The following is a 20,055-nucleotide window of genomic DNA, read 5'->3' as shown; positions in this document are numbered from 1 at the left end:
ATATTCCTAAAGGTTATTTATTTATGTTTTTACGAACATTTACTGCATAAGAGATAGCCTTTATAAGGAGTCGACCTAATGCATAGCCAATGCATTTCCCGGATATTTTTGATGTGAAAAATGCATATCGATCTGCGCCAGCTTCGCCACTTCATCGCCCTCGCCGAGCAACGCAGTTTTGTCGCGGCAGCCTTGGCCGTGAACCTGTCGCAGTCGGCGTTCAGTCGCAGCATCCAGGCCCTTGAACACAGTGCCGGCTGCCAGCTGGTAGACCGTGGCCGCAAGGACCTGGCGCCCACCAAGCAAGGTCAGGTACTGCTTGAACATGCCCGGCGCCTGGTCAGCGGCGCCCAACAATTGGCCAACGAGATCAGCCAGTTCAACGGCCTGGAAGCCGGCGAACTGCGCTTCGGCTGCGGCCCGGCCCCGGCAGGTGGGTTGATCCCGCGCGCCATCGGCAGTTTCATCGGGCGCTACCCCAAGGCCCGCGTGCAGTTCCAGGTGGATGACTGGCAAAGCCTGGGCAAACGCCTGCTCAGCGAAGAGTTCGAATTCTTCGTCGCCGACACTCGCCACTTCGAAGCCAACCCCGACTACCACACCCACCGCCTGCGCCCACGCCGCTGGTATTTCTGCTGCCGCGCCGGCCACCCCCTGGCCGGCCGCGAAAGCATCCGCGCCGATGAACTGATGAGTTATCCGCTGGCGGTCACCATTCGCCCGCCGAACCTGCGCAAGGTCATCGTCGACCTCAGCGGCCGGCCCGATTACCAACCCAATGTGGAGTGCGAAAACGGCTATAGCCTGATGGGTGTGGTGCTGCGCTCGGACGCCATTGGCATCGTCAGCGCCAACAGCGATGTGCTGCACATGGCGCGGGGCGAACTGGTGTGTTTGAAGATCGATGGCCTGGATGAAAACCTGGAGGAGCGTTACACCCGCTACGGGATTGTCAGCCGTGGGGGGTATCGTTTGTCGCCGTTGGCGGAGGCGATGATTGAGCAGATCAAGGAGATTGATGAGAGGGACGAGGATGCTTATGCGTTGGAAAATATTGCGATTTAAACGGAAAATTCGAATTCGTTTCCCCTAGCCAAAATCTCAGCAAACATATAATCCATGCCAGCAATAAGAACTTAACAAAGAATAAATAAAAACCCAATAAATTCTTCATACTTGTTCGCCCCCACAAAACATAAAGCCACCTAGAACCTTAAAACTGAAAGACGCCAAACAACTATGCTGTATGATTTTTTCCAAAAGCAGGATGTTTCCTTCACAAAAAAAGACTTCCTAGGAAATTTCGGAAAATTTCTTTTTCTTTTGACGATGGACAAGTATTGGACTTAGATTAGTTACGCAACACATCCTTCAGTGAAAAAAGGAAACATACAATGAACACTAGCAAGACAAGTATCTTCGGAATTGCCACGGTACTTCTGGGCGTTTCAGCGGCTGTGCAAGCAAATGTGATAACTGACTCTTCACGTGCGGTGTCTCAACCGCCTATTGCCCAGTCCGCTCAACAAAACATTTTCCCTCTTGCAGTACAGTTTTTTGATGGTGGATGCGACGGCGGAGTGATTTCGAGGAATAGTCCACGCTGCAATTAAGCTTCATAACAGCGGTGGCGCTTCACGAGCGCCATCGCCTGACTAATTAAAGAGCTACAAAAATGCACAACACCAATCAAGACTTTCGTTTTTATGACAACTCAGGAAATGCCGTTGGCGTTGTTATACCCTCGCTCTTTCATTCATTAGTCGATGGACATACCGTGATCAACGGACCTGCTGGTGCTTATCAGATCAATGAGCAAACGGTAGTTGCTCTTGAACAAGGACTACATCAAGCAGCAGCATTAGTTCCCGGCGCAGCAGATGAAGTGGATACAGTGTGCAACTTGCTGAAAAATCCAGTCACAAGTCGCACAACCAGCTTCCTTCTTTGCAAAGCTAAATCGTGCGCCGATTTAATTAACGATACCGCAGCAATAAAATCCTCTAAGGTTCTTGTCATCGGATGTGGAGGAATTGGCAGTAGCGTCGCGTTGCTGCTCGCTGGTGCTGGCGTTGAACACTTAACGTTAGTAGACCCAGACATTATTGAAAGTAGCAATCTGAATCGGCAGCTATTTTGGAGAAAAAACGATATTGGTAACACCAAAGTCGCCACGCTGCAACGAGAGATAAACGACCGGTTCGACAATATAAAAATCCAATCTCCAGAATTGGAAATGAACTATGACGACATTGTTGAACTGTTAAACACCGGGTGTTTTTCTGCAATCGCAATTACCGCAGACAACCCTCCTACTCTGGTATCTAGAGCCAGTGATTTGGCAGTTACAGCTGGAATACCTGTAGTAAGCGGCGGTTATCTACACAGCCATTGCATCGCCAACTTTTTCTCAGGAAAAGACAGGCAGCATTCGACACTCAGTCCGGATAGCAGCACGCACTGGCTGAGGCTCCCTCAATCAATAATGCCGAGTTTTGGCCCTTTAAATTTCAATATTGCTGCGCTTATGGCCTCCGGAATAATAACCTCCATCGCGTCTAATCTCTTTGGCGAACAACGATCGCACTATATTGAATGGGATGCCGCCCAGTGGCCTTTGGGATACACAACCCGATATTTTGACGACAATGAGGCAGGTGTTTAATGGCGTGTATCTTTTGCAGCATTGCCCGCGGTACTGCAACCTCCCACCTCCTGTGGGAAGACCAGACCCACATGGCCTTTCTCTCCATATTTCCCAATACGCCGGGGTTCAGTGTGGTTATCCCCAAAACCCATCACGGCAGCTATGCGTTTGCCGAACCGGACGCCGTGCTGTGTGACTTGGTCATCGCAGCCAAGAAGACGGCGAAGCTTTTGGACGAAGCGCTAAAAGGTGTGGCTAGAACGGGCATGATTCTGGAGGGTTACGGCGTCGATCATCTGCACGCCAAATTATTCCCGATGCACGGGACCGGGGAAGACAGCGCCTTCAAAAAAATCAGTTCGACCCAGGACAAATATTTTGAGCGTTATGAAGGCTATGTCTCCTCCCATGACGCTGCCAGGGCAGATGATAAAGCGCTGGCAGAGCTGGCTGCTCACATCAGGTCCTTCGCCGGGTAAGCCTGCTCCCACAGTTGGATCGCGGGGAGTCAGGTAGAGGGGCGTCGGCTGGCAGGCCGGTTTCCACATTTGAAATGCATTCCCCTGTGGGAGCTGGCTTGCCTGCGATGGCGCCAGCAGGCACACCCATGCACTCACTGCATAAAATCCAGACCTCAAATGCACTTGCCAGCACCCCCTGCGAACGGCGAAAAAACGCTCCTGTCCTTCGTCCGGTGAACCTCCATGTCTGAACCAAAACCCGTGCGCAACGTGCTCTACATCATGTGCGACCAACTGCGCCGCGATTACCTGTCGTGCTACGGCCATGCCCATCTGCACACGCCGAATATCGACCGCCTGGCCGCCGCTGGCGTGCGTTTCAGTCGGGCCTATACACAGGGCACCATCTGCGGCCCGTCGCGCATGTCGGCCTACACCGGGCGCTATGTCAGCAGCCATCAGGTGGCGTGGAATGCAGTGCCGCTGCCGCTCGAAGAGCTGACGATCGGCGACTACCTGCGACCCCACGGCATCCGCACCGCCCTGGTGGGCAAGACCCACGCCACGCCGAACCTTGAGGCGTTGCAGCGCCTGCAGATAGACCCCGACAGTGCCCAGGCCGAGCCGCTCAATGAGGTGGGTTTCGACGCGTATCTGCGTCACGACGGCATCTATCCCGACAGCCCGCTGTTCGAGGATAAGCGCGAGTCCGCGCCCTACACCCAATACTTGCGTGATCACGGCTACAACGGCAGCAACCCTTGGCATGAATGGGCCAACGCCGCTGAAGGTGAAAACGGCGAAGTGCTCAGCGGCTGGCATATGCGCAACGCCGGCAAACCCGCACGAGTGGCCGAAGAACATTCGGAGACCGTCTACACCACCGACCGCGCCATCGACTTTATCCGCGAGCAGGCCGAACAGCCGTGGTGCCTGCACCTGTCGTATATCAAGCCGCACTGGCCCTACATCGCGCCGGCGCCTTATCACGCCCTGTACGGTACCGAGCATGTGCAGGCGCCGATTCAACCTGAGCACACCAGCGATCACCCGGTGTACCAGGCATTTCGCCAACACCAGGAGAGCCTGAACTTTTCCCGTGACGAGGTGCGCCTCACGGTGATTCCGACCTACATGGGCCTGATCAAACAGATCGACGATCAACTCGGGCGGCTGTTTGATTTTCTGCAAAGCAACGACCGCTGGGACGACACCCTGATCGTGTTCACCAGCGATCATGGCGACTTCCTCGGCGATCATTACCTCGGTGAAAAAGAGTTTTTGCTGGAGCCTGCGGTGGGTGTTCCCTTGATCGTGCGCGACCCACGGGCCAGTGCCGATGTCAGCCGTGGCAGCGTGGACGCACGCCTGGTGGAAACCATCGACGCCCTGCCAACGTTTCTCGATGCGTTGGGCTTACCAGCGGCAGAGCATCGCCTCGAAGGCCGCTCGCTGATCCCACTGCTGCACGGCGAGCAACCCACCTGGCGCCACTACGCCATTGCCGAATACGACTACGCCTTCCAGGCCCCGGCCCGGGCACGCCTGGCGCAGCCCATCGACCGTTGCCGCATGACCATGGTGCGCAGTGAGCGCTGGAAGTACCTGGCCTATGACGGCTTTCGCCCGCAGCTGTTCGACCTGGAAAACGACCCGCAGGAAATCCACGACCTGGGCAGCGATCCCGCCTATGCACAGGTGCGCGAGACTCACTTGGGTTATCTGTTCGAATGGCTGCGCGGGTTGAAGCGGCGTACCACCATCAGCCACACCGAGATCGAAGTGCGCGGGCAATGGTTTCGCTATGGGGAGCCGGAGGCGGAAAAAGTCGTGCAAATCGGGGTCTGGTAGAACGACACAGGTTTAAATGTGGGAGGGGGCTTGCTCCCTCCCACATTTTGATCTCCAACTGGCTTAGAGTCCTTTGGTGGTCTGACTGCGCTGCCCCTGCACACCCACCGGCACATCACCCTTGAGCGTGACCCGGCGCACGATGCGCTCTTGGGTGCCATAGTCGTCCACCGCGTAATGCTGGGTGGCGCGGTTATCCCAGATCGCCACGTCCCCGGTATTCCAGCGCCAGCGTACGGTGTTTTCCAGGCGGGTGACGTGACCTTGCAACAGGTTGAACAACTGTGCCGACTCCGCCTGGGAATAGCCTTTCAGGCGCTTGACGAAGTGCCCCAGCAGCAAGGTTTTCTCACCGCTGACCGGGTGCACCCGCACTACCGGGTGTTCGGTTTCGTACACCGTGGAAGTGAAGACCTTGCGGTATTCCTCCAGCTTCTCCACCGCCACATCCGGCTTGCGTGCGGCGTAGTCGTATTCGTTGCTGTGCACTGCCCATAGGTGATCAGCCAATGCACGCAGCTCGACGCTGAGGTCGTTGTATGCGGCAGCTGTGTTGGCCCAGACGGTGTCGCCACCGGACGCTGGCGCCAGCACCGAACGCAGGATCGAGGCCTTTGGGTAGGCGTCGACGAAGGTCACGTCGGTATGCCAAGAGTTGGCGCGCTGGCCACGGTTGCCATCCAACTCCATCAGAAAGCGCGTACCGTCGCGCACCGGCACCGTAGGGTGTGCAATCGGCTCACCAAGCAGGTGGGCGAAGGCTTCCTGGCTCTGGTCATCGAGATGGGTTTGCTCGCGGAAGAAAATGACCTTGTACTGCACCAGTGCCTGCTGGATGGCCTCGACGGTGGCGGCATCCAGGTCACCGGATAGTTTGATGCCACGGATCTCGGCGCCGATACGACCGGCCACCGGGTGGATGTCGAGCGCGTGGGCGATGGGTTGAACAGCTAATGCGGCGTTGCTCATTGTGATGACCCTCATGTGCCTGCTGATGGTGGAGATGCTTTCCAGCAACGCTCTATCCATATGCATTTTAGATCTAGCAAATGAATCAATGCTTCGTTGACGGAATAAGAGCTTGCATTTAAAACCTCAGCTTGCTTAGTCGCAAATGCCTTCGACCTATTTTTAAAATGCCGGGAAAGCATATGGATCTTCGCCAACTGCGCTACTTCATCGCCCTCAACGAACACCGCAGTTTCGTGCGTGCCGCAGACGCCATGGGCATCACTCAGCCGGCGTTCAGCCGCAGCATCCAGGGGCTGGAACAGGAGTTTGGCTGCGTGCTGGTGGACCGTGGCCACAAGGACCTGCGCCCTACACCGGAAGGCCAGGTGGTGCTGCAACATGCCCTGAGCCTGGTGCATGGCGCAGCGCTGCTGAGCAGTGAAGTGACGCGCATGACCAAGCTCGACGCCGGCGACCTGCGCTTCGGCTGCGGCCCGGCGCCCGCCGCGAAACTGGTGCCGGATGCGGTGGCGCGATTTATCAACGCCCACCCGAAAATCCGCACGAGTTTCCAGGTGGACAACTGGGAAACCCTCAGCCGCAGCCTGAGCCGTGAAGAGATCGAATTCTTTATCGCCGACATCCGCCAGTTCGAAGCCGACCCGAATTTCCAGACCCGCGCACTGACACCCAAGCGCGGCGTCTTTTTCTGCCGCCCCGGGCACCCGTTGCTGGCCAAGGACAGCCTGTCGACCAACGATATGTTCGACTATCCACTGGCCGCGCCGCTGATCTCCCAGGGCATTCGCAAACTGCTGGCGAACCTGAGTGGGCGCATGGATTTTTCCCCGAGCATCCAGACCGAGCACTTCCCTGCGCTGGTGAAGATAGTGCTGCAATCCAACGCCATCGGCGTGGGCACCGAGGAAGCGTTCGCCGAGGATGTGGCCAGCGGTTCGCTGGTGCTGCTGCACTGGCGCAACCTGCCACAGAACATGGAGACCATGAGTGCGCGTTGCGGGATTGTCAGTCGCACTGGGTCGCGGTTGTCGCCGGCGGCGAAGGCGATGATTGAGGTGTTGGTGGAAGTGGATAGCCAGCAGGTAAGTGTGGCGGTTTGAAGGGCCTCATCGCAGGCAAGCCAGCTCCCACATTTGAGCGGTGAACACATTCAAGTGTGGGAGCTGGCTTGCCTGCGATAGCGATAGCCCAAGCACCGAAAAACTCAGAGCCCCGCCGCCACCAACCCCGGCGCCACCCAATCACTCACCTGAAACGACTTGCGAATCAACTTCTCCTTCGAGGCCAAATTCACCGCGTCCTGCAATTTGCCCAGGAACACCGGGTCCAGGGTCGAGGGGAAAATCTCACTGAGTTTCTGGTCTTTCAAATCATTGGTCAGGATCACCGGCGGGTAGCTGGCCAGCCCGGAAACCAACGCGATGTAGGCTTGCTTGTTGTTGTCATCGGTCAACCACTGCACCGCCTGCTGCTGGGCCTTGAGCAGCTTGGCCACAGCATCTGGGTGTTCGTCGACAAACTTGGCGCTGCCCACCAGCACGGCCTGGATGCTGCCGGCATCACCCAGGTCCTTGGTGGTCAGCGGTATTTCTGCCAAGCCTTTGGCCTGCAACGCCGTGAGAGTGGAACCGCCCCAGGTTGCGTCAATCTGCTTGGCGGCCAGCGCAGCGCTGGCGGCATTGAAGTCCAGGTTGATGACCTTCAAATCCTTTTCACTCAAGCCCTGGCTGGCCAATGCACTGTCGAACGACAACTGGCTGGCCGTGCCGCGGAACACTGCGACACGTTTGCCCTTGAGGTCTTGCAGCGTCTTGATGCCAGAGCCCGGCACCACGCCGAGGTAGTGCTTCACACCACGCGCGGTGGCGCTAAGCAGGCGAGTATCCAAGCCATTGGAGCGGCCGATGATAGCCGCCAGGTCACCCAGATAGGCAAGGTCCACCTGGCCATTGGCGAAGGCTTCATTGATCACAGGGCCCGCGCCCTTGAAGTAATTCCACTGGATCTTGATGCCTTGGTCGGCAAAGGCTTTTTCATAGATTTGCTGTTCACGCAAAACGTCGGTGATGCCGCCGCCACTGTGCTGGCTGCCGGCACTGAGGTCTGGCACAGCAATGCGAATTTCCTTGAGGTCAGCGGCATGCACCAGCCCGGCCAGGGCGGTACCGGCGAACAGGCTGATCAGACGTTTGAAGGGCAGTTTCATAAGCGCAGCTCCTGGTGGGCGACGGTCGCCTGGGGAGCAAAAAATAGGCACAGCATGAACAAAACTTTAAATACTATAAATGCACAATTTAATATCTTTTTGGACTATGCGAGCGAATACACAGGCTCCAGAGCGGTATGCATGAATAGCATCGAAAATATTCTTCGAATGCATTGGATGCGTGGAGAGCTGAGGCTTTAAATGATTTCTCTTATCTCGCAATCATCTTGATTACGTTTTTATAAGATCGAAATCACATAATGCATTTGGCGACACGGAGGTCTTCCATGGCCCGGATTTCACTTTTGAGCCTACCTCTGCCGGCCCCGTCCAACGGCAGAATGCCGCGTTGGCCGCAGTTGGGTCAGCGCCTGTTGCCGTGGCTGCTGCCGCTCACGTTGTTTGCCCTATGGTGGTTGGCCAGTCGCAATCACTGGATGAGCGAACAGATTCTGCCCGCCCCCGCCCTGGTGTGGAGCAGTGCAGTGGAGCTGGCCGGTGGCGAGTTATGGAGCCATCTTGCGATCAGCTTGCAGCGCCTGTTCTGGGGCCTGCTGGCCGGTATCGGCGTGGGCGCAATACTCGGCGCAATCCTGGGTTTCAGCGCCCGCGCCGAGCGTTTGGTATTCCCCACGTTCAGCGCGCTGTCGCAGGTCCCGACCCTGGCGTGGATTCCGCTGTTCATGGTGTTTTTCGGCATTGGCGAAACCTTGAAACTGGTGGTGCTGGTCAAGGCCATTGTGGTGCCCGTAACCCTGCACACCCTGGTGGGCGTGCGCGATGCCCAGCCCAACCTGCGCGAAGCCGCCCGCGTGTTACGCCTGCCCACCCACTTGCTGATCCGCCGCCTGATCCTGCCCGCCGCATTACCGGCGTTCATGGCCGGGGTACGCCTGGCCCTGGCGGCGGGCTGGACGTCGTTGCTGGCCGTGGAGTTGCTGGCCTCCAGCGAAGGCATCGGCTACCTGATGGTGTGGGCGCGCCAGTTGTTCATGCTCGATATTGTCTTTGTGTGCATCGTGGTCATCGGCGTGCTGGGGGTGGTGATGGACCGCGGCATTGGTTGGCTGGATCGCAAGTGGGTGCACTGGCCCCATCCGGCTACAGCGCAGATCCGCCGCGGGCCACGCTATGAAGGCTGGCAACGCTTGCAACCGTGGCTGTTGCCGCTGCTATTGCTGGCGTTGTGGCAAGTGGCGACGCAACAGGGTTGGGTCGACCCGAACATTCTGGTCAGCCCCCAAGCGGTGCTGCAAACCACCGTGGCGGGTGTGCTGGATGGCAGCCTGACCACGGCGTTGGGCAAAAGCCTTGGGCGGGCCGTGGGTGGCTCGCTGCTCGGCGGCAGCCTGGGTTTTGCCATGGGCTTGTGGCTGGGGCTGTCGCGGCGCAGTGAGCGGGTACTCGGCCCGACCCTGGCCGCGCTGCGCCAGATCGCGATTTTCGCCTGGGTGCCGCTGCTCACTGCCTGGTTCGGCCTGGGGGAACTGGCCAAGTGGGTGTTTATCGCCCTCGCGGCGTTCTTCCCGCTGTTTATCGCCACCCAGCGCAGCGTGCTCAACCTGTCGCCGCAACTGCGTGAGGCGGCGCAAGTGCTGCGCCTGAGCCTGTGGCAACGCCTGCGTCGTCTGGTACTGCCGGGGGCCGCGGCGGGGATTTTTGCCGGCCTGCGCCTGAGCCTGATCTACGCCTGGATGGGCACCATCGGCGCGGAATATTTCATGCCCTCGGACGGCGGCATCGGCAGCCTGATGATCGGCGCCCAACAGTTGCTGCGCATGGACCTGATCATGAGCGGTATGCTCCTGGTCGGCCTCACCGGCGCCGCCCTCAACCTGATCGGCCAACGCATCGAAACCCGTGCCACCCGCTGGAGACACGCATGAACGCACCGATTGTCAGCTTCAACCATGTGGGCAAAAGCTTCGATGTCGACGGCTTCGAACTGGAAGCCATCCGCGAATTCAACCTGCAGATTGCCGAAGGTGAATTCGTCGCGATTGTCGGCGCCAGCGGTTGCGGCAAGTCCACCCTGCTGCGTCTGCTGGTGGGGCTCGATACGCAGTTTCGCGGCCAGATCCAGGTCGATGGCAAGGCCGTCAGCGGTATCGGCGGCGAACGCGGCATCGTGTTCCAGGAGCACCGCCTGTTTCCCTGGCTGACCGTGGCGCAGAACATCGGCCTGGGCCTGGTCAACGAGCCGCTGAATGAGGCCGAGCGCAACCGACGCATCAGCGATTTTATCGAGCTGGTGGGCCTGACTGATTTCACCCGCGCCTACCCCCACCAACTCTCCGGCGGCATGGCCCAACGAGTGGCAATTGCCCGTGGCCTGGTGGCCAGCCCACGCATCCTGTTGCTGGACGAACCGTTCGGCGCCCTGGATGCACTGACTCGCCAGCAGATGCAGGACGAACTCCTGGCGATTCGTGCCCGCGCCAGGATCACTACGGTGCTGGTCACCCATGATGTGGAAGAGGCGATTTTCCTCGCCGACCGCGTGGTGGTGATGGAGCCCCGGCCGGGGCGCATCAAGCAGGTGGTGGACATCACCCTGCCCCACCCGCGCCAGCGCAGCAGCTTTGAATTCCACCAACTGCGCGAAGAACTGCTGCATGAATTGATCAGTGATGACCACTACCAGCCGCCGGTGCACGAACAGATCCGCGACCTGCCCCTGGCGTTCATTGCTTGCTGAAAGCGAGTTTGGCGTCCGGCTGCTCCTGGCGCTCAAACCGATTGGCCCGGGCGAAGGTGCCGACATCATTGAAGCGCACGCCCATCTCAGCCATGACCTTATGCGCCACCTTGACGGTCATCTGGCGAATGTAGAACGGCTCCTTCACCACAAAGTGATGGATGCCATGGGTGCTGCCGAAGTTGAAGCAGAACGCCTGCAACGGCCACAGCCACCAGGGGTTCAATACCTGGGTCTGCTGGATCACGTTGCCCGGTTCCACATCGCCGTAGTAGTGCATGTTGGAGCTGACAAAGTGCAGGCAGAACGTGCGCAACACGTTGGGGCCGATGATCACCACCGCAGCGATGTCGATCACCTGCATCATCTGCAAGGTGCCGGCCGACCACATGATCGGCGCGCCCAACAGACTGGCGATGCCGTTGGCGGCATGAAAGCCCAGGAAGACGTACCAGGCGCCCCAATGCAGCAGTGCCAGCGGGGCATACACCAGCACCACGCGCTTGAGGATGCTGAGCTTGTGCGCCCAGGTCTTGGCCCGCAGCATTCGGATCAAGGCCGACATCATGTTGTCGCCCACCATCAGCAAGCGCGCAAGCCCCCAGGGCTCGCCGTTGGTAATGGCGCGCTCTTCCATATCGGCCTCCGTGCCGGAGACCTTGTGATGGTTGAGGTGTAAATGCCGGCGAATCCACGGGTTGATCGTGCTTGGCCGTGCCAGCCACACCAGGCCCATCATCAGGTTGTGGGGCAGGCGCTGCTTGCGAAAGTACATGCTGTGGATCAGGTCGTGCTCCAACTCGTGGGTCAGTGAAGCAAAGAACGCATTGAGCAGCAGGCACGCCCACCAGGCCAGGTGACCGCTGATATAGAGCGCCGCCGAGCCGAGCATGCCCAACAAGGCAAACCCCAGGATGCTCGCGCCCAGAGCGTCCTGATGCAGCAGCCAGGGATGGCGCTGGCGCAATCGGTCGCCCTCGGCCAGCACCACCTCACGGATATGCGCTGAACGTTGTTGTGCGTTCATCTGTTGGGGACTTGCAGAAGTACCGTCCATGCTTCCATCCTCTTGTACATTGATGTGTCCATCCTGCCCTAAGCGATCGGGCAGGATGCTAGCCTCGGACGCCAACCTGTTGACCGCAAGCGCCAATCGCCATGACCGAACCCACTTCCCTCGCCAGTTGGACCCGCGCCCTGCGCAAGCAGCTCGACGCCCTGGGCCTGAACAGCGCCGCGCTGTGCGCCGAGGCCGGGCTCGACCCGCAGCAGATGGACGACCCCAACGCACGCTATCCGTTGTCGGCCACCACGCGCCTCTGGCAACTGGCGGTGCAGGCCAGCGGTGATCCGGCGATTGGCTTGCGGGTGTCGCGGTTCGTCAGCCCCACCACCTTTCACGCCCTCGGTTATGCCTTGGTGGCCAGCGGCAGCTTGCGCGAGGTGTTCGAGCGCATCGTGCGCTATCACCAGGTGGTCAGTGACGCCCTGAGCCTGGAGCTGACCCGCCATGGCGACGCGTACCACTTTCGCCTGCTCCAACCCCAAGGCAGCCCCGCGCCGGCGCCGGAGGCCATCGACGCCTTCGTGGCGATCTATGTGCGCACTTGCCGCAACCGCCTGGGGCGTGACTACGCGCCGTTGGCCGTTTATCTAAGGCGCCCGGAACCCGCCGACCCCACGCCGTGGCATACGGTCTTGCGCTCGCCGGTGTTTTTTGCCGCCGACGAAGACCGCCTGGAGTTCGCTGCTCACGACTTCGACAGCCATCTCGACGACGCCAATCCGGAATTGGCCGAACACAATGAAACCGTGCTCAAGCGCACCCTCGCCCACCTGCAACCACTGACCTGGGAGCGCAAGGTGCGCGCCGTCATCGAGGCGCAATTGCCCGATGGCGAGCCGAGTGCCGAACGCGTTGCCCAGGCCTTGCACCTGAGCTTGCGCAGCTTGCAGCGCCACCTGGCGGATGAAGGCTGTCGGTTTGATGCGCTGCTCAATGAGTGCAGGCAGAACCTGGCGTTGCTGCACCTGAGGGATCCGCAGTGTTCGTTGGCCGAGATCAGCCATTTGCTCGGGTTTGCCGATACCAGCAGTTTCAACCGGGCGTTCAAACGCTGGACAGGGATGACGCCCGGGCAATTTCGGGAGGGGTTGCGGTAGGAGGATTTTTCAGTGGCTGTGATGGCCTCATCGGGGGCAAGCCCCCTCCCACACTGAACTGTGAACGCGGTCAAATGTGGGAGGGGGCTTGCTCCCGATAGCGGTCGCCAGGCAATCAGCGCCCACGATCCCGGCGCAATACTTTCCTCACCCGTGCCACCAACACCTTGGCGTCAAACGGCTTGAGCAGGTAATCATCCTCGTGCAGCTCCAACCCCCGCAATCGGTCCTCAATGCCGCCCGGCGTGGTCAAAAACAAAATCGGCGTTTTGCCGCGTTGGCGAATCGCCTGCTGCAATTTCCAGGCGTTCAAGCCCGGCAGCATCACATCCAGAATCACCAGCTCGTACACAGAGCTTTCCACAAACCGCTGCGCCGCCATGCCGTTGGCCGCAACTTCCACAGAGAAGCCGGCCTCGCTCAGACCCTGGGCCATAAGCTGCGCCAGTTGCGGCTGGTCTTCCACTAACAACACCTGCATGTCTTTCCTCTGGGTTTGATTACAAACCTGTCATCCAATTGTGCGGCTTTTGTCCGCGTCCACTGGCTACCGTGAGCACCTGCCTCCTGGAGCCACAAACATGTATCGCACCGCTTTGTTCTTGAGCCTCGCTGTGACCACCACTGCACAGGCCACGCCACAACTGCCGCGCCACGCCGAGCTGGATTTGCGCACCGCACGCCAACTGGCCGACGCCAGCCTGGCCCATTGCACGGCTGCGCTGACGGTACTTGATCGCGGCGGCAACCTGCTGCTGGGCCTGCGGGCTGACGGTGTCGGCCCGCACAACAGCCTCGCCAGCCAGCGCAAGGCGTACACGGCGCTGTCGAGCAAAACCCCAACCCGGCTATTCGCCGAGCGAGCCCGCACCAACCCCGAGGCTGCCAACCTTAACAGCTTGCCCGAGTTGCTGTTGCTCGGCGGCGGCGTGCCGCTGTTCGCTGATGCTGAACTGGTCGGCGCGCTGGGCATCGCCGGTGCCGGCGGCGCTGCGCAGGACGAAGCCTGCGCCATACAGGCTGCCGAGCAACTGGGCTTGAAAATCACCCCCTGACTTGACCCCTTCCAAAAGGACTTCCCGATGAAAACCCTAAACATGACCCTTGCCGCCCTCAGCCTGAGTAGCCTGTGCAACCTGGCCCTGGCCGCCGGCAACCCGCTGAGCGTACACGTGCTCAACCTGGAAAACGGCCTGCCATCGGCCGGTGTCAGCGTCACCCTGGAACAGCATGTGGGCGATCAGTGGCAATCACTGTCCCAGGGCGTGACCAATCAACAGGGACGCATCGCCGAACTGTTCCCCGCCGACCAGAGCATGAAGCCGGGCGAGTACCGTGTGGTGTTCAAGACCGGCGATTACTACAAGAAGGCCAACCGCGAGACGTTCTTCCCCGAGGTGCCGGTGATTTTCCAGGTCAAGCAGGTCGACCAGCACTACCACATCCCGCTGTTGCTCAGCCCTTACGGCTTCTCCACCTATCGCGGTTCATAGGCCCGCGGCCAGGCGCAGCCCGGCGAGGTCCAGTATCTCGATGGCGCCGTAGCTCAAACCAATGGTGCCCTGTTGCTCCAGCGCCTTGAGCAGACTGTTGATGGTCTGGCGCGACAGGCCCAGCATCGCCGCCAGATCCTCCTGAGGCAGTTGCAACACGCGGCGCGCCTGCTCTATTTCGCCGTAACCCTGGGCGATCATCAGCAACCGATGGGCCAGACGCTTTGAGGCGGGCATCAGGCTTATCTGCTCAATGTTGATCAAAGACAGGCGCAGTTTATGGCTCATCAACAGCGCCATATCGCGCCAGAACACCGGTTGTTGTTCAAGAATCTTGAGTATCGCCGCCTGCGGTATCTGCAACAGCGTGCAGGCTCCCGTGGCGAGGGCATCGTGGGTGCGTGGCAGGTTGTCGAACAGGCAGATCTCGCCGAACCAGTGAGGGGTTTCCACCAGGCTCAACACCGCTTCCTTGCCTTGGGCGCTGACAGCACTGATGCGCACCGCCCCTTCCAGCACCGCATACAGGCCACACGGCGGGTCGCCGCGCTTGAACAGAAACTGCCCTGCTGTCAGCACGCGCAACCGCGCTGCGCCCAGCAGGCTACGCTGAAAGTCTGGCGGCAAGTGGCTGAACCACTGACCGCGAACCAACTGCGCGTGCCATTTGCCTGTGTCCATGGGAACTCCGAAGATTGTCGCCCAATTGACAGTTAGGCACCGACTGACAGGGCATGATCAAACATCCTACAGGAGGAACAACAATGAAAAGCCTCGTCGACCACCTCAGTCAATACGCCGCCTACCACCGCGACCCGCGCAATATTGTCAGTCACTTTGTCGGTATCCCCTTGATCGTGGTCGCCGTGGCCGTGCTGCTGTCACGCCCCGAATGGGCGGTGGGTGGCCTGTGGGTCTCGCCAGCGGTGATCCTGGCGTTGTTCTCGGCGTGGTTCTACCTGCGCCTGGAACTGGCCCTGGGCGCGCTGATGACGGTGTTGATGGGTCTGTCGGTATGGGCTGGGCATGTATTGGCGGCACAGAGCACGATGGTATGGCTGAGCAGTGGCGTGGGTATGTTTGTGGTGGGCTGGGTGATTCAGTTTGTCGGGCATTACTACGAAGGCAAGAAACCCGCGTTTGTGGACGATGTGTCGGGGCTGATCGTGGGGCCGTTGTTTGTGGTGGCGGAGTTGGCGTTTTTGCTGGGGTTGCGGCAGGACCTGCAAAAGCAGATTGAACAACGTTCAGGCCCGGTGGGACGCCGCGATCTCAAGCCAAGTGAAGTCTAAATGTGGGAGGGGCGGTGCGACGATTCGACTTGCCCCCTCCCACATTGGGTTCTGTATTGAGCTTAAGCTTTTTGCCAGACCTTGGGTTTGAAGAACAGGGTCTCGCCACGCGCCAGCCCGGTGAGGCTGTCGTGGTCTTTCACCACCTCGGCCTCGATCAACTCGCTTTGCCCTTCCACCTTCAAGGTCACGCGAGTCGTTGCACCCAACGGACGAATATCGCGTACCTCGGCCGCATGGTGATCTTCCAGTTCATGCCGCGACAACGACACTTCGTGGGGTCGGAACAGCAGGTGCTTGTCTTCGCCCAAATGCAGGCGGTTCGAATCACCCAGGAAGTGATAAACAAAATCGCTTGCCGGGTTTTCGTAAACATCCCCCGGTGAGCCGATCTGCTCGATCACGCCCTTGTTCATCACCACGATGCGGTCGGCGACTTCCATGGCCTCTTCCTGGTCGTGGGTCACGAAGACCGAGGTCAGGTTGATGTCTTCGTGCAGGCGCGCCAGCCAGCGGCGCAGCTCTTTACGCACCTTGGCATCAAGGGCGCCGAAGGGCTCGTCCAGCAGCAACACTTTCGGCTCTACTGCCAGGGCGCGGGCCAGGGCGATACGTTGGCGCTGACCACCGGAGAGTTGTTCCGGGTAGCGGTCGGACAACCAATCGAGTTGCACCATGTTCAGCAGCTCATGGACCTTGGCCGCGATCTGGCTTTCATTCGGGCGCTGGTTTTTTGGTTTCATGCGCAGGCCGAAGGCGACGTTGTCGAACACGGTCATGTGGCGGAACAAGGCGTAGTGCTGGAACACGAAGCCGACATTGCGATCCCGCACATCGTGGCCGGACACGTCTTCGCCGTGGAACACGATGCTGCCGGCATCCGGGGTTTCCAGGCCGGCGATGATGCGCAGCAAGGTGGTCTTGCCGCAGCCGGACGGGCCCAGCAAGGCCACCAGCTCGCCACTCTGGATATCCAGGTTGATGCTGTCCAGGGCCTTGAAGGCGTTGAAGTTTTTGCTGACATTACGGACTTCGATCGACATGACTTATTCCTCACCGGCGCTGTTGCGCAGGCGGTTGATTCGGTTCTCGCTCCACTGCTTGAGCAGCAGGATGAAGAGCGCCAGGATCAGCAACAGGCTGGCCACCGCAAACGCGGCAACATGGTTGTATTCGTTGTAGAGGATCTCGACGTGCAGCGGCAGGGTGTTGGTGACGCCGCGAATGTGCCCGGACACCACCGACACCGCGCCGAACTCGCCCATGGCCCGCGCCGTGCACAGCACCACGCCGTAGATCAGGCCCCATTTGATGTTCGGCACGGTGACATGCCAGAACATCTGCCAGCCATTGGCGCCCAGCAGGCGCGCGGCCTCTTCTTCCTGGGTGCCTTGCTCCTGCATCAGCGGGATCAATTCCCGGGCCACGAACGGCACAGTAACGAAGATGGTCGCCAGCACGATGCCGGGCAAGGCGAACACGATCTGGATGTCATGCTCTTGCAACCATGGGCCGAAGAAGCCCTGGGCGCCGAACATCAGCACGTAGACCAGGCCCGCAATCACCGGTGAAACCGAGAACGGCAGGTCGATCAACGTGACCAGGATGCTTTTGCCACGGAACGAATACTTGCTTACGCACCAGGCCGCGCTGACGCCGAACACCAGGTTGAGCGGCACCGAAATCAACACGGCGATCACCGTGAGTTTCAGCGCCGACAGCGCGTCCGGCTCAAGGATCGCAGTGAAGAACGAACCGAGGCCATTCTTCAGGCCCTGGGACACCACGATCACCAGCGGCAACAGCAGGAACAGGGCGAACACCAGCCAGCCAAGGCCGATCAGGATACGTCGCGACGTCGCGCTGCCACGGCGGGCAGCGTTGGCCGAGGACGCGGCGGAAATAGACGATTGGGACATGTTCCGCGCCTCCTTATGGACGTTCGATGCGCCGCTGCAACAAGTTGATCAGCAGCAGCAAGACAAAGGAAACCACCAGCATCAGCACGCCAATGGAGGTGGCGCCGCGGTAGTCGTATTGGTCCAGCTTGACCATGATCAGCAACGGCAGGATTTCGGTCTTCATCGGCATGTTACCGGCGATGAAGATCACCGAACCGTACTCACCCACGCCACGGGCGAAGGCCAACGCGAACCCGGTCAGCCAGGCAGGCAACAATGCCGGCACGAGGATATGGCGGAACACCTGCAGTGGCTTGGCGCCCAGGCAAGCGGCGGCCTCTTCGACTTCCCGGGGGATGTCGGCGAGTACCGGCTGCACCGTGCGCACCACGAAGGGCAAGGTCACGAAGGTCAGCGCCAGGGTGATGCCCAAGGGGGTATAGGCGATTTTGAAGCCCAGGTCGGTTGCGAACTGGCCGACCAGGCCGTTAGGCGCATACAGCGCGGTCAAGGCAATACCGGCGACGGCAGTGGGTAAGGCGAACGGCAGGTCGATCATCGCATCGATGATCTTGCGGCCAGGGAAGGTGTAGCGCACCAACACCCAGGCCAGCAGCGTGCCGATCACGCCGTTGATCAGCGCGGCGTACAGCGCGGTGCTGAAGCTCAGCTTCAACGCCGCCAGCACGCGAGGTGCGGAGATGATGTTCCAGAACTGATCCCAGGTGAGTTGAGCGGCGTGTACAAACATCGCCGCCAGCGGGATGAGCACGATCAGGCTGAGGTACACGACGGTGTAGCCCAGCGTCAGCCCGAAGCCGGGTATGACGGGGGAAATACGACGCGACATAAGAGTCCTTGGTTAAAGGGTAGAAACCACTGTAGGAGCGCACTTTTTGTGGCAGCTGGCTTTTCTGTGGGAGCCGGGCTTGCCCGCGATGCAGGCACCTCGGTGTATCAGCCACACCACGGTGATGCTATCGCAGGCAAGCCAGCTCCCACACAAGCCCAGTTCCTACAGAAAGTCAGGCCCCTACAGTTACTTTGGCTTACTGCGCCGTGTAGATCTGGTCGAACACGCCACCGTCGTTAAAGAATTTCGGTTGGGCAGTTTTCCAGCCGCCGAAATCTTTGTCGATAGTCACCAGGTCCAGTTTCGGGAACTGCTGGGCGTATTTGGCGGCTACTTTTGCATCGCGTGGGCGGTAGAAGTTTTTCGCCGCAATCTCCTGGCCGGCCGGGCTGTACAGGTGTTTGAGGTATTCGGTGGCGATCTCGGTATTGCCTTTTTTCTCGGCGTTCTTGTCGACCACAGCCACCGGCGGCTCCGCCAGGATCGACAGGGACGGCACGACAATGTCGAACTTGTCGGCGCCGCCGTCTTCTTTCAAGGCCAGGAACGCCTCGTTTTCCCAGGCCAGCAATACGTCACCCTGACCGTTGTTGACGAAGGTAATGGTAGAACCCCGGGCGCCGGTGTCCAGTACCGGGACGTGCTTGAACAGCTCTTTCACGTATTCCTGAGCCTTGGCTTCGCTGCCTCCGGCCTTGAGGCCATAGGCCCAGGCAGCAAGGAAGTTCCAGCGCGCCCCGCCGGAGGTTTTCGGGTTGGGCGTGATCACCGACACGTCTTTCTTGATCAGGTCGCCCCAATCCTTGATGCCTTTAGGGTTGCCCTTGCGCACCAGGAACACGATGGTCGAGGTGTACGGGGTGCTGGCGTCCGGCAGACGCGTCTGCCAGTTTTCCGGCAGGGTCTTGCCCAGCTTGGCGACTTCATCGATGTCACCGGCCAGGGCCAGGGTCACCACGTCGGCGCGCAGGCCGTCGATCACTGCTCGTGCCTGCTTGCCCGAGCCGCCGTGGGACTGCTGGATCTTGACGTTGTCGCCGGGGTGAGACTGCTTCCAGAAGTTGGTGAACTCTGCGTTGTAGTCCTGGTACAGCTCACGGGTCGGGTCGTACGAGACATTGAGCAACTCGTAGTCCTTGGCAACAGCGGAACCGGCAAACACGGCACTGGCCAGCGCGGCCAAGGCATAACGGCGAATCGACGACATAGAAGCTCCTGAAATTCTTGAGTGTTGGCTTTTCTTATAGTTGCGGGTCTATCGCCGTTCTTGCTCAGCTCGGTTTGTTACCCGGGTTCTGCAGACGGAATTTTTCCTTGCGCTCGATCTGTACCACTTGGGCGTTGTGCACAGTGATTTCCACCGCGCCAAAGCGCAGATCGCGCAAGGCGCTCTGGATCTCACGCAAAATGGCTGCTTCGTCCTGGCCGTCGACGCTACGTAGAGATGCGCTCATGGTCTCGCTCCTGAAATGAATAGTGCCTGGCAGTGACGACACTGCTTGCGGCGTGAGGGCGATA

General features: G+C 59.6%; 21 protein-coding genes. 11 read left to right on the top strand and 10 right to left on the bottom strand.

The features are described from left to right. The first annotated feature begins 120 nt into the window (after positions 1–120). The 4 genes from PSEBG33_RS25595 (at position 121) to PSEBG33_RS25605 (ending at position 4,959) form a co-directional block, all read left to right on the top strand. Positions 121–1,065: a LysR family transcriptional regulator gene (locus PSEBG33_RS25595; RefSeq protein ID WP_005783737.1), complete on the top strand. Its 945-nt coding sequence runs from the start codon at positions 121–123 to the stop codon at positions 1,063–1,065. Positions 1,066–1,675: 610 nt separating this feature from the next. Then, the gene (locus PSEBG33_RS28325; protein ID WP_087945214.1) at positions 1,676–2,665 is read left to right on the top strand and encodes a HesA/MoeB/ThiF family protein; all 990 of its coding nucleotides are present in this window, start codon (positions 1,676–1,678) and stop codon (positions 2,663–2,665) included. Next, entirely contained in the window at positions 2,665–3,126 is a 462-nt protein-coding gene (locus PSEBG33_RS25600) for an HIT family protein (protein WP_005783736.1), read from the top strand. Before PSEBG33_RS28325 ends, PSEBG33_RS25600 begins: the two co-directional genes overlap by 1 nt. Positions 3,127–3,351: 225 nt before the next feature. Continuing rightward, complete coding sequence (locus PSEBG33_RS25605; RefSeq protein WP_005783734.1) at positions 3,352–4,959, top strand: alkaline phosphatase family protein; 1,608 nt, start codon at positions 3,352–3,354, stop codon at positions 4,957–4,959. Between the two features lie 63 nt (positions 4,960–5,022). Here PSEBG33_RS25605 and PSEBG33_RS25610 read toward each other — a convergent pair whose 3' ends face one another. Then, positions 5,023–5,928: a TauD/TfdA dioxygenase family protein gene (locus tag PSEBG33_RS25610; protein WP_005783732.1), complete on the bottom strand. Its 906-nt coding sequence runs from the start codon at positions 5,926–5,928 to the stop codon at positions 5,023–5,025. Positions 5,929–6,110: 182 nt separating this feature from the next. Between PSEBG33_RS25610 and PSEBG33_RS25615 the strand changes: the two genes are divergently transcribed. Beyond that, a complete protein-coding gene (locus PSEBG33_RS25615; protein WP_005783730.1) occupies positions 6,111–7,031 on the top strand; it encodes a LysR family transcriptional regulator in 921 nt (306 codons plus the stop codon). Between the two features lie 104 nt (positions 7,032–7,135). Here PSEBG33_RS25615 and PSEBG33_RS25620 read toward each other — a convergent pair whose 3' ends face one another. Further along, complete coding sequence (locus PSEBG33_RS25620; RefSeq protein ID WP_005783727.1) at positions 7,136–8,137, bottom strand: ABC transporter substrate-binding protein; 1,002 nt, start codon at positions 8,135–8,137, stop codon at positions 7,136–7,138. Between the two features lie 287 nt (positions 8,138–8,424). Here PSEBG33_RS25620 and PSEBG33_RS25625 point away from each other — a divergent pair, with 287 nt between their 5' ends. Both PSEBG33_RS25625 and PSEBG33_RS25630 read left to right on the top strand, forming a co-directional pair. Then, positions 8,425–10,023, top strand: a complete 1,599-nt coding sequence (locus PSEBG33_RS25625; RefSeq protein WP_032803213.1) for an ABC transporter permease — start codon at positions 8,425–8,427, stop codon at positions 10,021–10,023. Next, positions 10,020–10,835: an ABC transporter ATP-binding protein gene (locus PSEBG33_RS25630; RefSeq protein ID WP_005783725.1), complete on the top strand. Its 816-nt coding sequence runs from the start codon at positions 10,020–10,022 to the stop codon at positions 10,833–10,835. The genes PSEBG33_RS25625 and PSEBG33_RS25630 overlap by 4 nt, the downstream gene beginning before the upstream one ends. Here the strand turns inward: PSEBG33_RS25630 and PSEBG33_RS25635 are convergent. Continuing rightward, positions 10,822–11,892: a fatty acid desaturase gene (locus PSEBG33_RS25635; RefSeq protein WP_005783723.1), complete on the bottom strand. Its 1,071-nt coding sequence runs from the start codon at positions 11,890–11,892 to the stop codon at positions 10,822–10,824. The two genes, PSEBG33_RS25630 and PSEBG33_RS25635, sit on opposite strands and share 14 nt — an antisense overlap. A 101-nt stretch (positions 11,893–11,993) precedes the next feature. Between PSEBG33_RS25635 and PSEBG33_RS25640 the strand changes: the two genes are divergently transcribed. Further along, entirely contained in the window at positions 11,994–12,998 is a 1,005-nt protein-coding gene (locus PSEBG33_RS25640) for an AraC family transcriptional regulator (protein ID WP_005783721.1), read from the top strand. Positions 12,999–13,113: 115 nt separating this feature from the next. On the opposite strand, the gene PSEBG33_RS25645 is transcribed toward PSEBG33_RS25640, so the two are convergent. Continuing rightward, positions 13,114–13,479 carry a response regulator transcription factor gene (locus tag PSEBG33_RS25645; protein WP_005783719.1) on the bottom strand — a complete coding sequence of 122 codons (366 nt, stop codon included), beginning with the start codon at positions 13,477–13,479 and terminating at the stop codon, positions 13,114–13,116. Between the two features lie 100 nt (positions 13,480–13,579). Here PSEBG33_RS25645 and PSEBG33_RS25650 point away from each other — a divergent pair, with 100 nt between their 5' ends. Further along, positions 13,580–14,053, top strand: coding sequence for a GlcG/HbpS family heme-binding protein (locus tag PSEBG33_RS25650; RefSeq protein WP_005783717.1), 474 nt, complete (start codon positions 13,580–13,582; stop codon positions 14,051–14,053). A gap of 27 nt (positions 14,054–14,080) precedes the next feature. Beyond that, positions 14,081–14,491, top strand: coding sequence for a hydroxyisourate hydrolase (gene uraH / locus PSEBG33_RS25655; RefSeq protein ID WP_005783714.1), 411 nt, complete (start codon positions 14,081–14,083; stop codon positions 14,489–14,491). Here the strand turns inward: uraH and PSEBG33_RS25660 are convergent. After that, positions 14,486–15,172, bottom strand: coding sequence for a Crp/Fnr family transcriptional regulator (locus tag PSEBG33_RS25660; protein ID WP_005783713.1), 687 nt, complete (start codon positions 15,170–15,172; stop codon positions 14,486–14,488). The genes uraH and PSEBG33_RS25660 overlap by 6 nt on opposite strands. Positions 15,173–15,255: 83 nt before the next feature. Here PSEBG33_RS25660 and PSEBG33_RS25665 point away from each other — a divergent pair, with 83 nt between their 5' ends. After that, a complete protein-coding gene (locus tag PSEBG33_RS25665; protein WP_005783711.1) occupies positions 15,256–15,783 on the top strand; it encodes a DUF962 domain-containing protein in 528 nt (175 codons plus the stop codon). Positions 15,784–15,845: 62 nt separating this feature from the next. Here PSEBG33_RS25665 and PSEBG33_RS25670 read toward each other — a convergent pair whose 3' ends face one another. The 5 genes from PSEBG33_RS25670 to oscA all read right to left on the bottom strand — a co-directional run bounded on the left by PSEBG33_RS25670 (position 15,846) and on the right by oscA (position 19,991). Then, complete coding sequence (locus tag PSEBG33_RS25670; RefSeq protein WP_005783710.1) at positions 15,846–16,826, bottom strand: sulfate/molybdate ABC transporter ATP-binding protein; 981 nt, start codon at positions 16,824–16,826, stop codon at positions 15,846–15,848. A 3-nt stretch (positions 16,827–16,829) separates the two neighbouring features. After that, entirely contained in the window at positions 16,830–17,702 is an 873-nt protein-coding gene (cysW, locus tag PSEBG33_RS25675; RefSeq protein ID WP_005783709.1) for a sulfate ABC transporter permease subunit CysW, read from the bottom strand. Positions 17,703–17,715: 13 nt separating this feature from the next. Continuing rightward, positions 17,716–18,534 (bottom strand): sulfate ABC transporter permease subunit CysT, encoded by an 819-nt coding sequence (gene cysT / locus PSEBG33_RS25680; protein ID WP_005783708.1) that lies wholly within the window; start codon positions 18,532–18,534, stop codon positions 17,716–17,718. A 199-nt stretch (positions 18,535–18,733) separates the two neighbouring features. Further along, positions 18,734–19,744, bottom strand: a complete 1,011-nt coding sequence (locus PSEBG33_RS25685; RefSeq protein WP_005783707.1) for a sulfate ABC transporter substrate-binding protein — start codon at positions 19,742–19,744, stop codon at positions 18,734–18,736. A 64-nt stretch (positions 19,745–19,808) separates the two neighbouring features. Next, complete coding sequence (gene oscA / locus PSEBG33_RS25690; protein ID WP_003170956.1) at positions 19,809–19,991, bottom strand: sulfur starvation response protein OscA; 183 nt, start codon at positions 19,989–19,991, stop codon at positions 19,809–19,811. Positions 19,992–20,055 lie beyond the last annotated feature (64 nt).

The organism is Pseudomonas synxantha BG33R, assembly GCF_000263715.2.
GTDB classification, from domain to species: domain Bacteria; phylum Pseudomonadota; class Gammaproteobacteria; order Pseudomonadales; family Pseudomonadaceae; genus Aquipseudomonas; species Aquipseudomonas synxantha_A.
This window is presented reverse-complemented; position numbering and strand designations above follow the sequence as displayed.

Bases quoted from the DNA above. Each gene is read 5' to 3' on its own strand.
- PSEBG33_RS25595 (WP_005783737.1), top strand. From the start codon at position 121: ATGCATATCGATCTGCGCCAGCTTCGCCACTTCATCGCCCTCGCCGAG.
- PSEBG33_RS28325 (WP_087945214.1), top strand. From the start codon at position 1,676: ATGCACAACACCAATCAAGACTTTCGTTTTTATGACAACTCAGGAAAT.
- PSEBG33_RS25600 (WP_005783736.1), top strand. From the start codon at position 2,665: ATGGCGTGTATCTTTTGCAGCATTGCCCGCGGTACTGCAACCTCCCAC.
- PSEBG33_RS25605 (WP_005783734.1), top strand. From the start codon at position 3,352: ATGTCTGAACCAAAACCCGTGCGCAACGTGCTCTACATCATGTGCGAC.
- PSEBG33_RS25610 (WP_005783732.1), bottom strand. From the start codon at position 5,928: ATGAGCAACGCCGCATTAGCTGTTCAACCCATCGCCCACGCGCTCGAC.
- PSEBG33_RS25615 (WP_005783730.1), top strand. From the start codon at position 6,111: ATGGATCTTCGCCAACTGCGCTACTTCATCGCCCTCAACGAACACCGC.
- PSEBG33_RS25620 (WP_005783727.1), bottom strand. From the start codon at position 8,137: ATGAAACTGCCCTTCAAACGTCTGATCAGCCTGTTCGCCGGTACCGCC.
- PSEBG33_RS25625 (WP_032803213.1), top strand. From the start codon at position 8,425: ATGGCCCGGATTTCACTTTTGAGCCTACCTCTGCCGGCCCCGTCCAAC.
- PSEBG33_RS25630 (WP_005783725.1), top strand. From the start codon at position 10,020: ATGAACGCACCGATTGTCAGCTTCAACCATGTGGGCAAAAGCTTCGAT.
- PSEBG33_RS25635 (WP_005783723.1), bottom strand. From the start codon at position 11,892: ATGGACGGTACTTCTGCAAGTCCCCAACAGATGAACGCACAACAACGT.
- PSEBG33_RS25640 (WP_005783721.1), top strand. From the start codon at position 11,994: ATGACCGAACCCACTTCCCTCGCCAGTTGGACCCGCGCCCTGCGCAAG.
- PSEBG33_RS25645 (WP_005783719.1), bottom strand. From the start codon at position 13,479: ATGCAGGTGTTGTTAGTGGAAGACCAGCCGCAACTGGCGCAGCTTATG.
- PSEBG33_RS25650 (WP_005783717.1), top strand. From the start codon at position 13,580: ATGTATCGCACCGCTTTGTTCTTGAGCCTCGCTGTGACCACCACTGCA.
- uraH (WP_005783714.1), top strand. From the start codon at position 14,081: ATGAAAACCCTAAACATGACCCTTGCCGCCCTCAGCCTGAGTAGCCTG.
- PSEBG33_RS25660 (WP_005783713.1), bottom strand. From the start codon at position 15,172: ATGGACACAGGCAAATGGCACGCGCAGTTGGTTCGCGGTCAGTGGTTC.
- PSEBG33_RS25665 (WP_005783711.1), top strand. From the start codon at position 15,256: ATGAAAAGCCTCGTCGACCACCTCAGTCAATACGCCGCCTACCACCGC.
- PSEBG33_RS25670 (WP_005783710.1), bottom strand. From the start codon at position 16,826: ATGTCGATCGAAGTCCGTAATGTCAGCAAAAACTTCAACGCCTTCAAG.
- cysW (WP_005783709.1), bottom strand. From the start codon at position 17,702: ATGTCCCAATCGTCTATTTCCGCCGCGTCCTCGGCCAACGCTGCCCGC.
- cysT (WP_005783708.1), bottom strand. From the start codon at position 18,534: ATGTCGCGTCGTATTTCCCCCGTCATACCCGGCTTCGGGCTGACGCTG.
- PSEBG33_RS25685 (WP_005783707.1), bottom strand. From the start codon at position 19,744: ATGTCGTCGATTCGCCGTTATGCCTTGGCCGCGCTGGCCAGTGCCGTG.
- oscA (WP_003170956.1), bottom strand. From the start codon at position 19,991: ATGAGCGCATCTCTACGTAGCGTCGACGGCCAGGACGAAGCAGCCATT.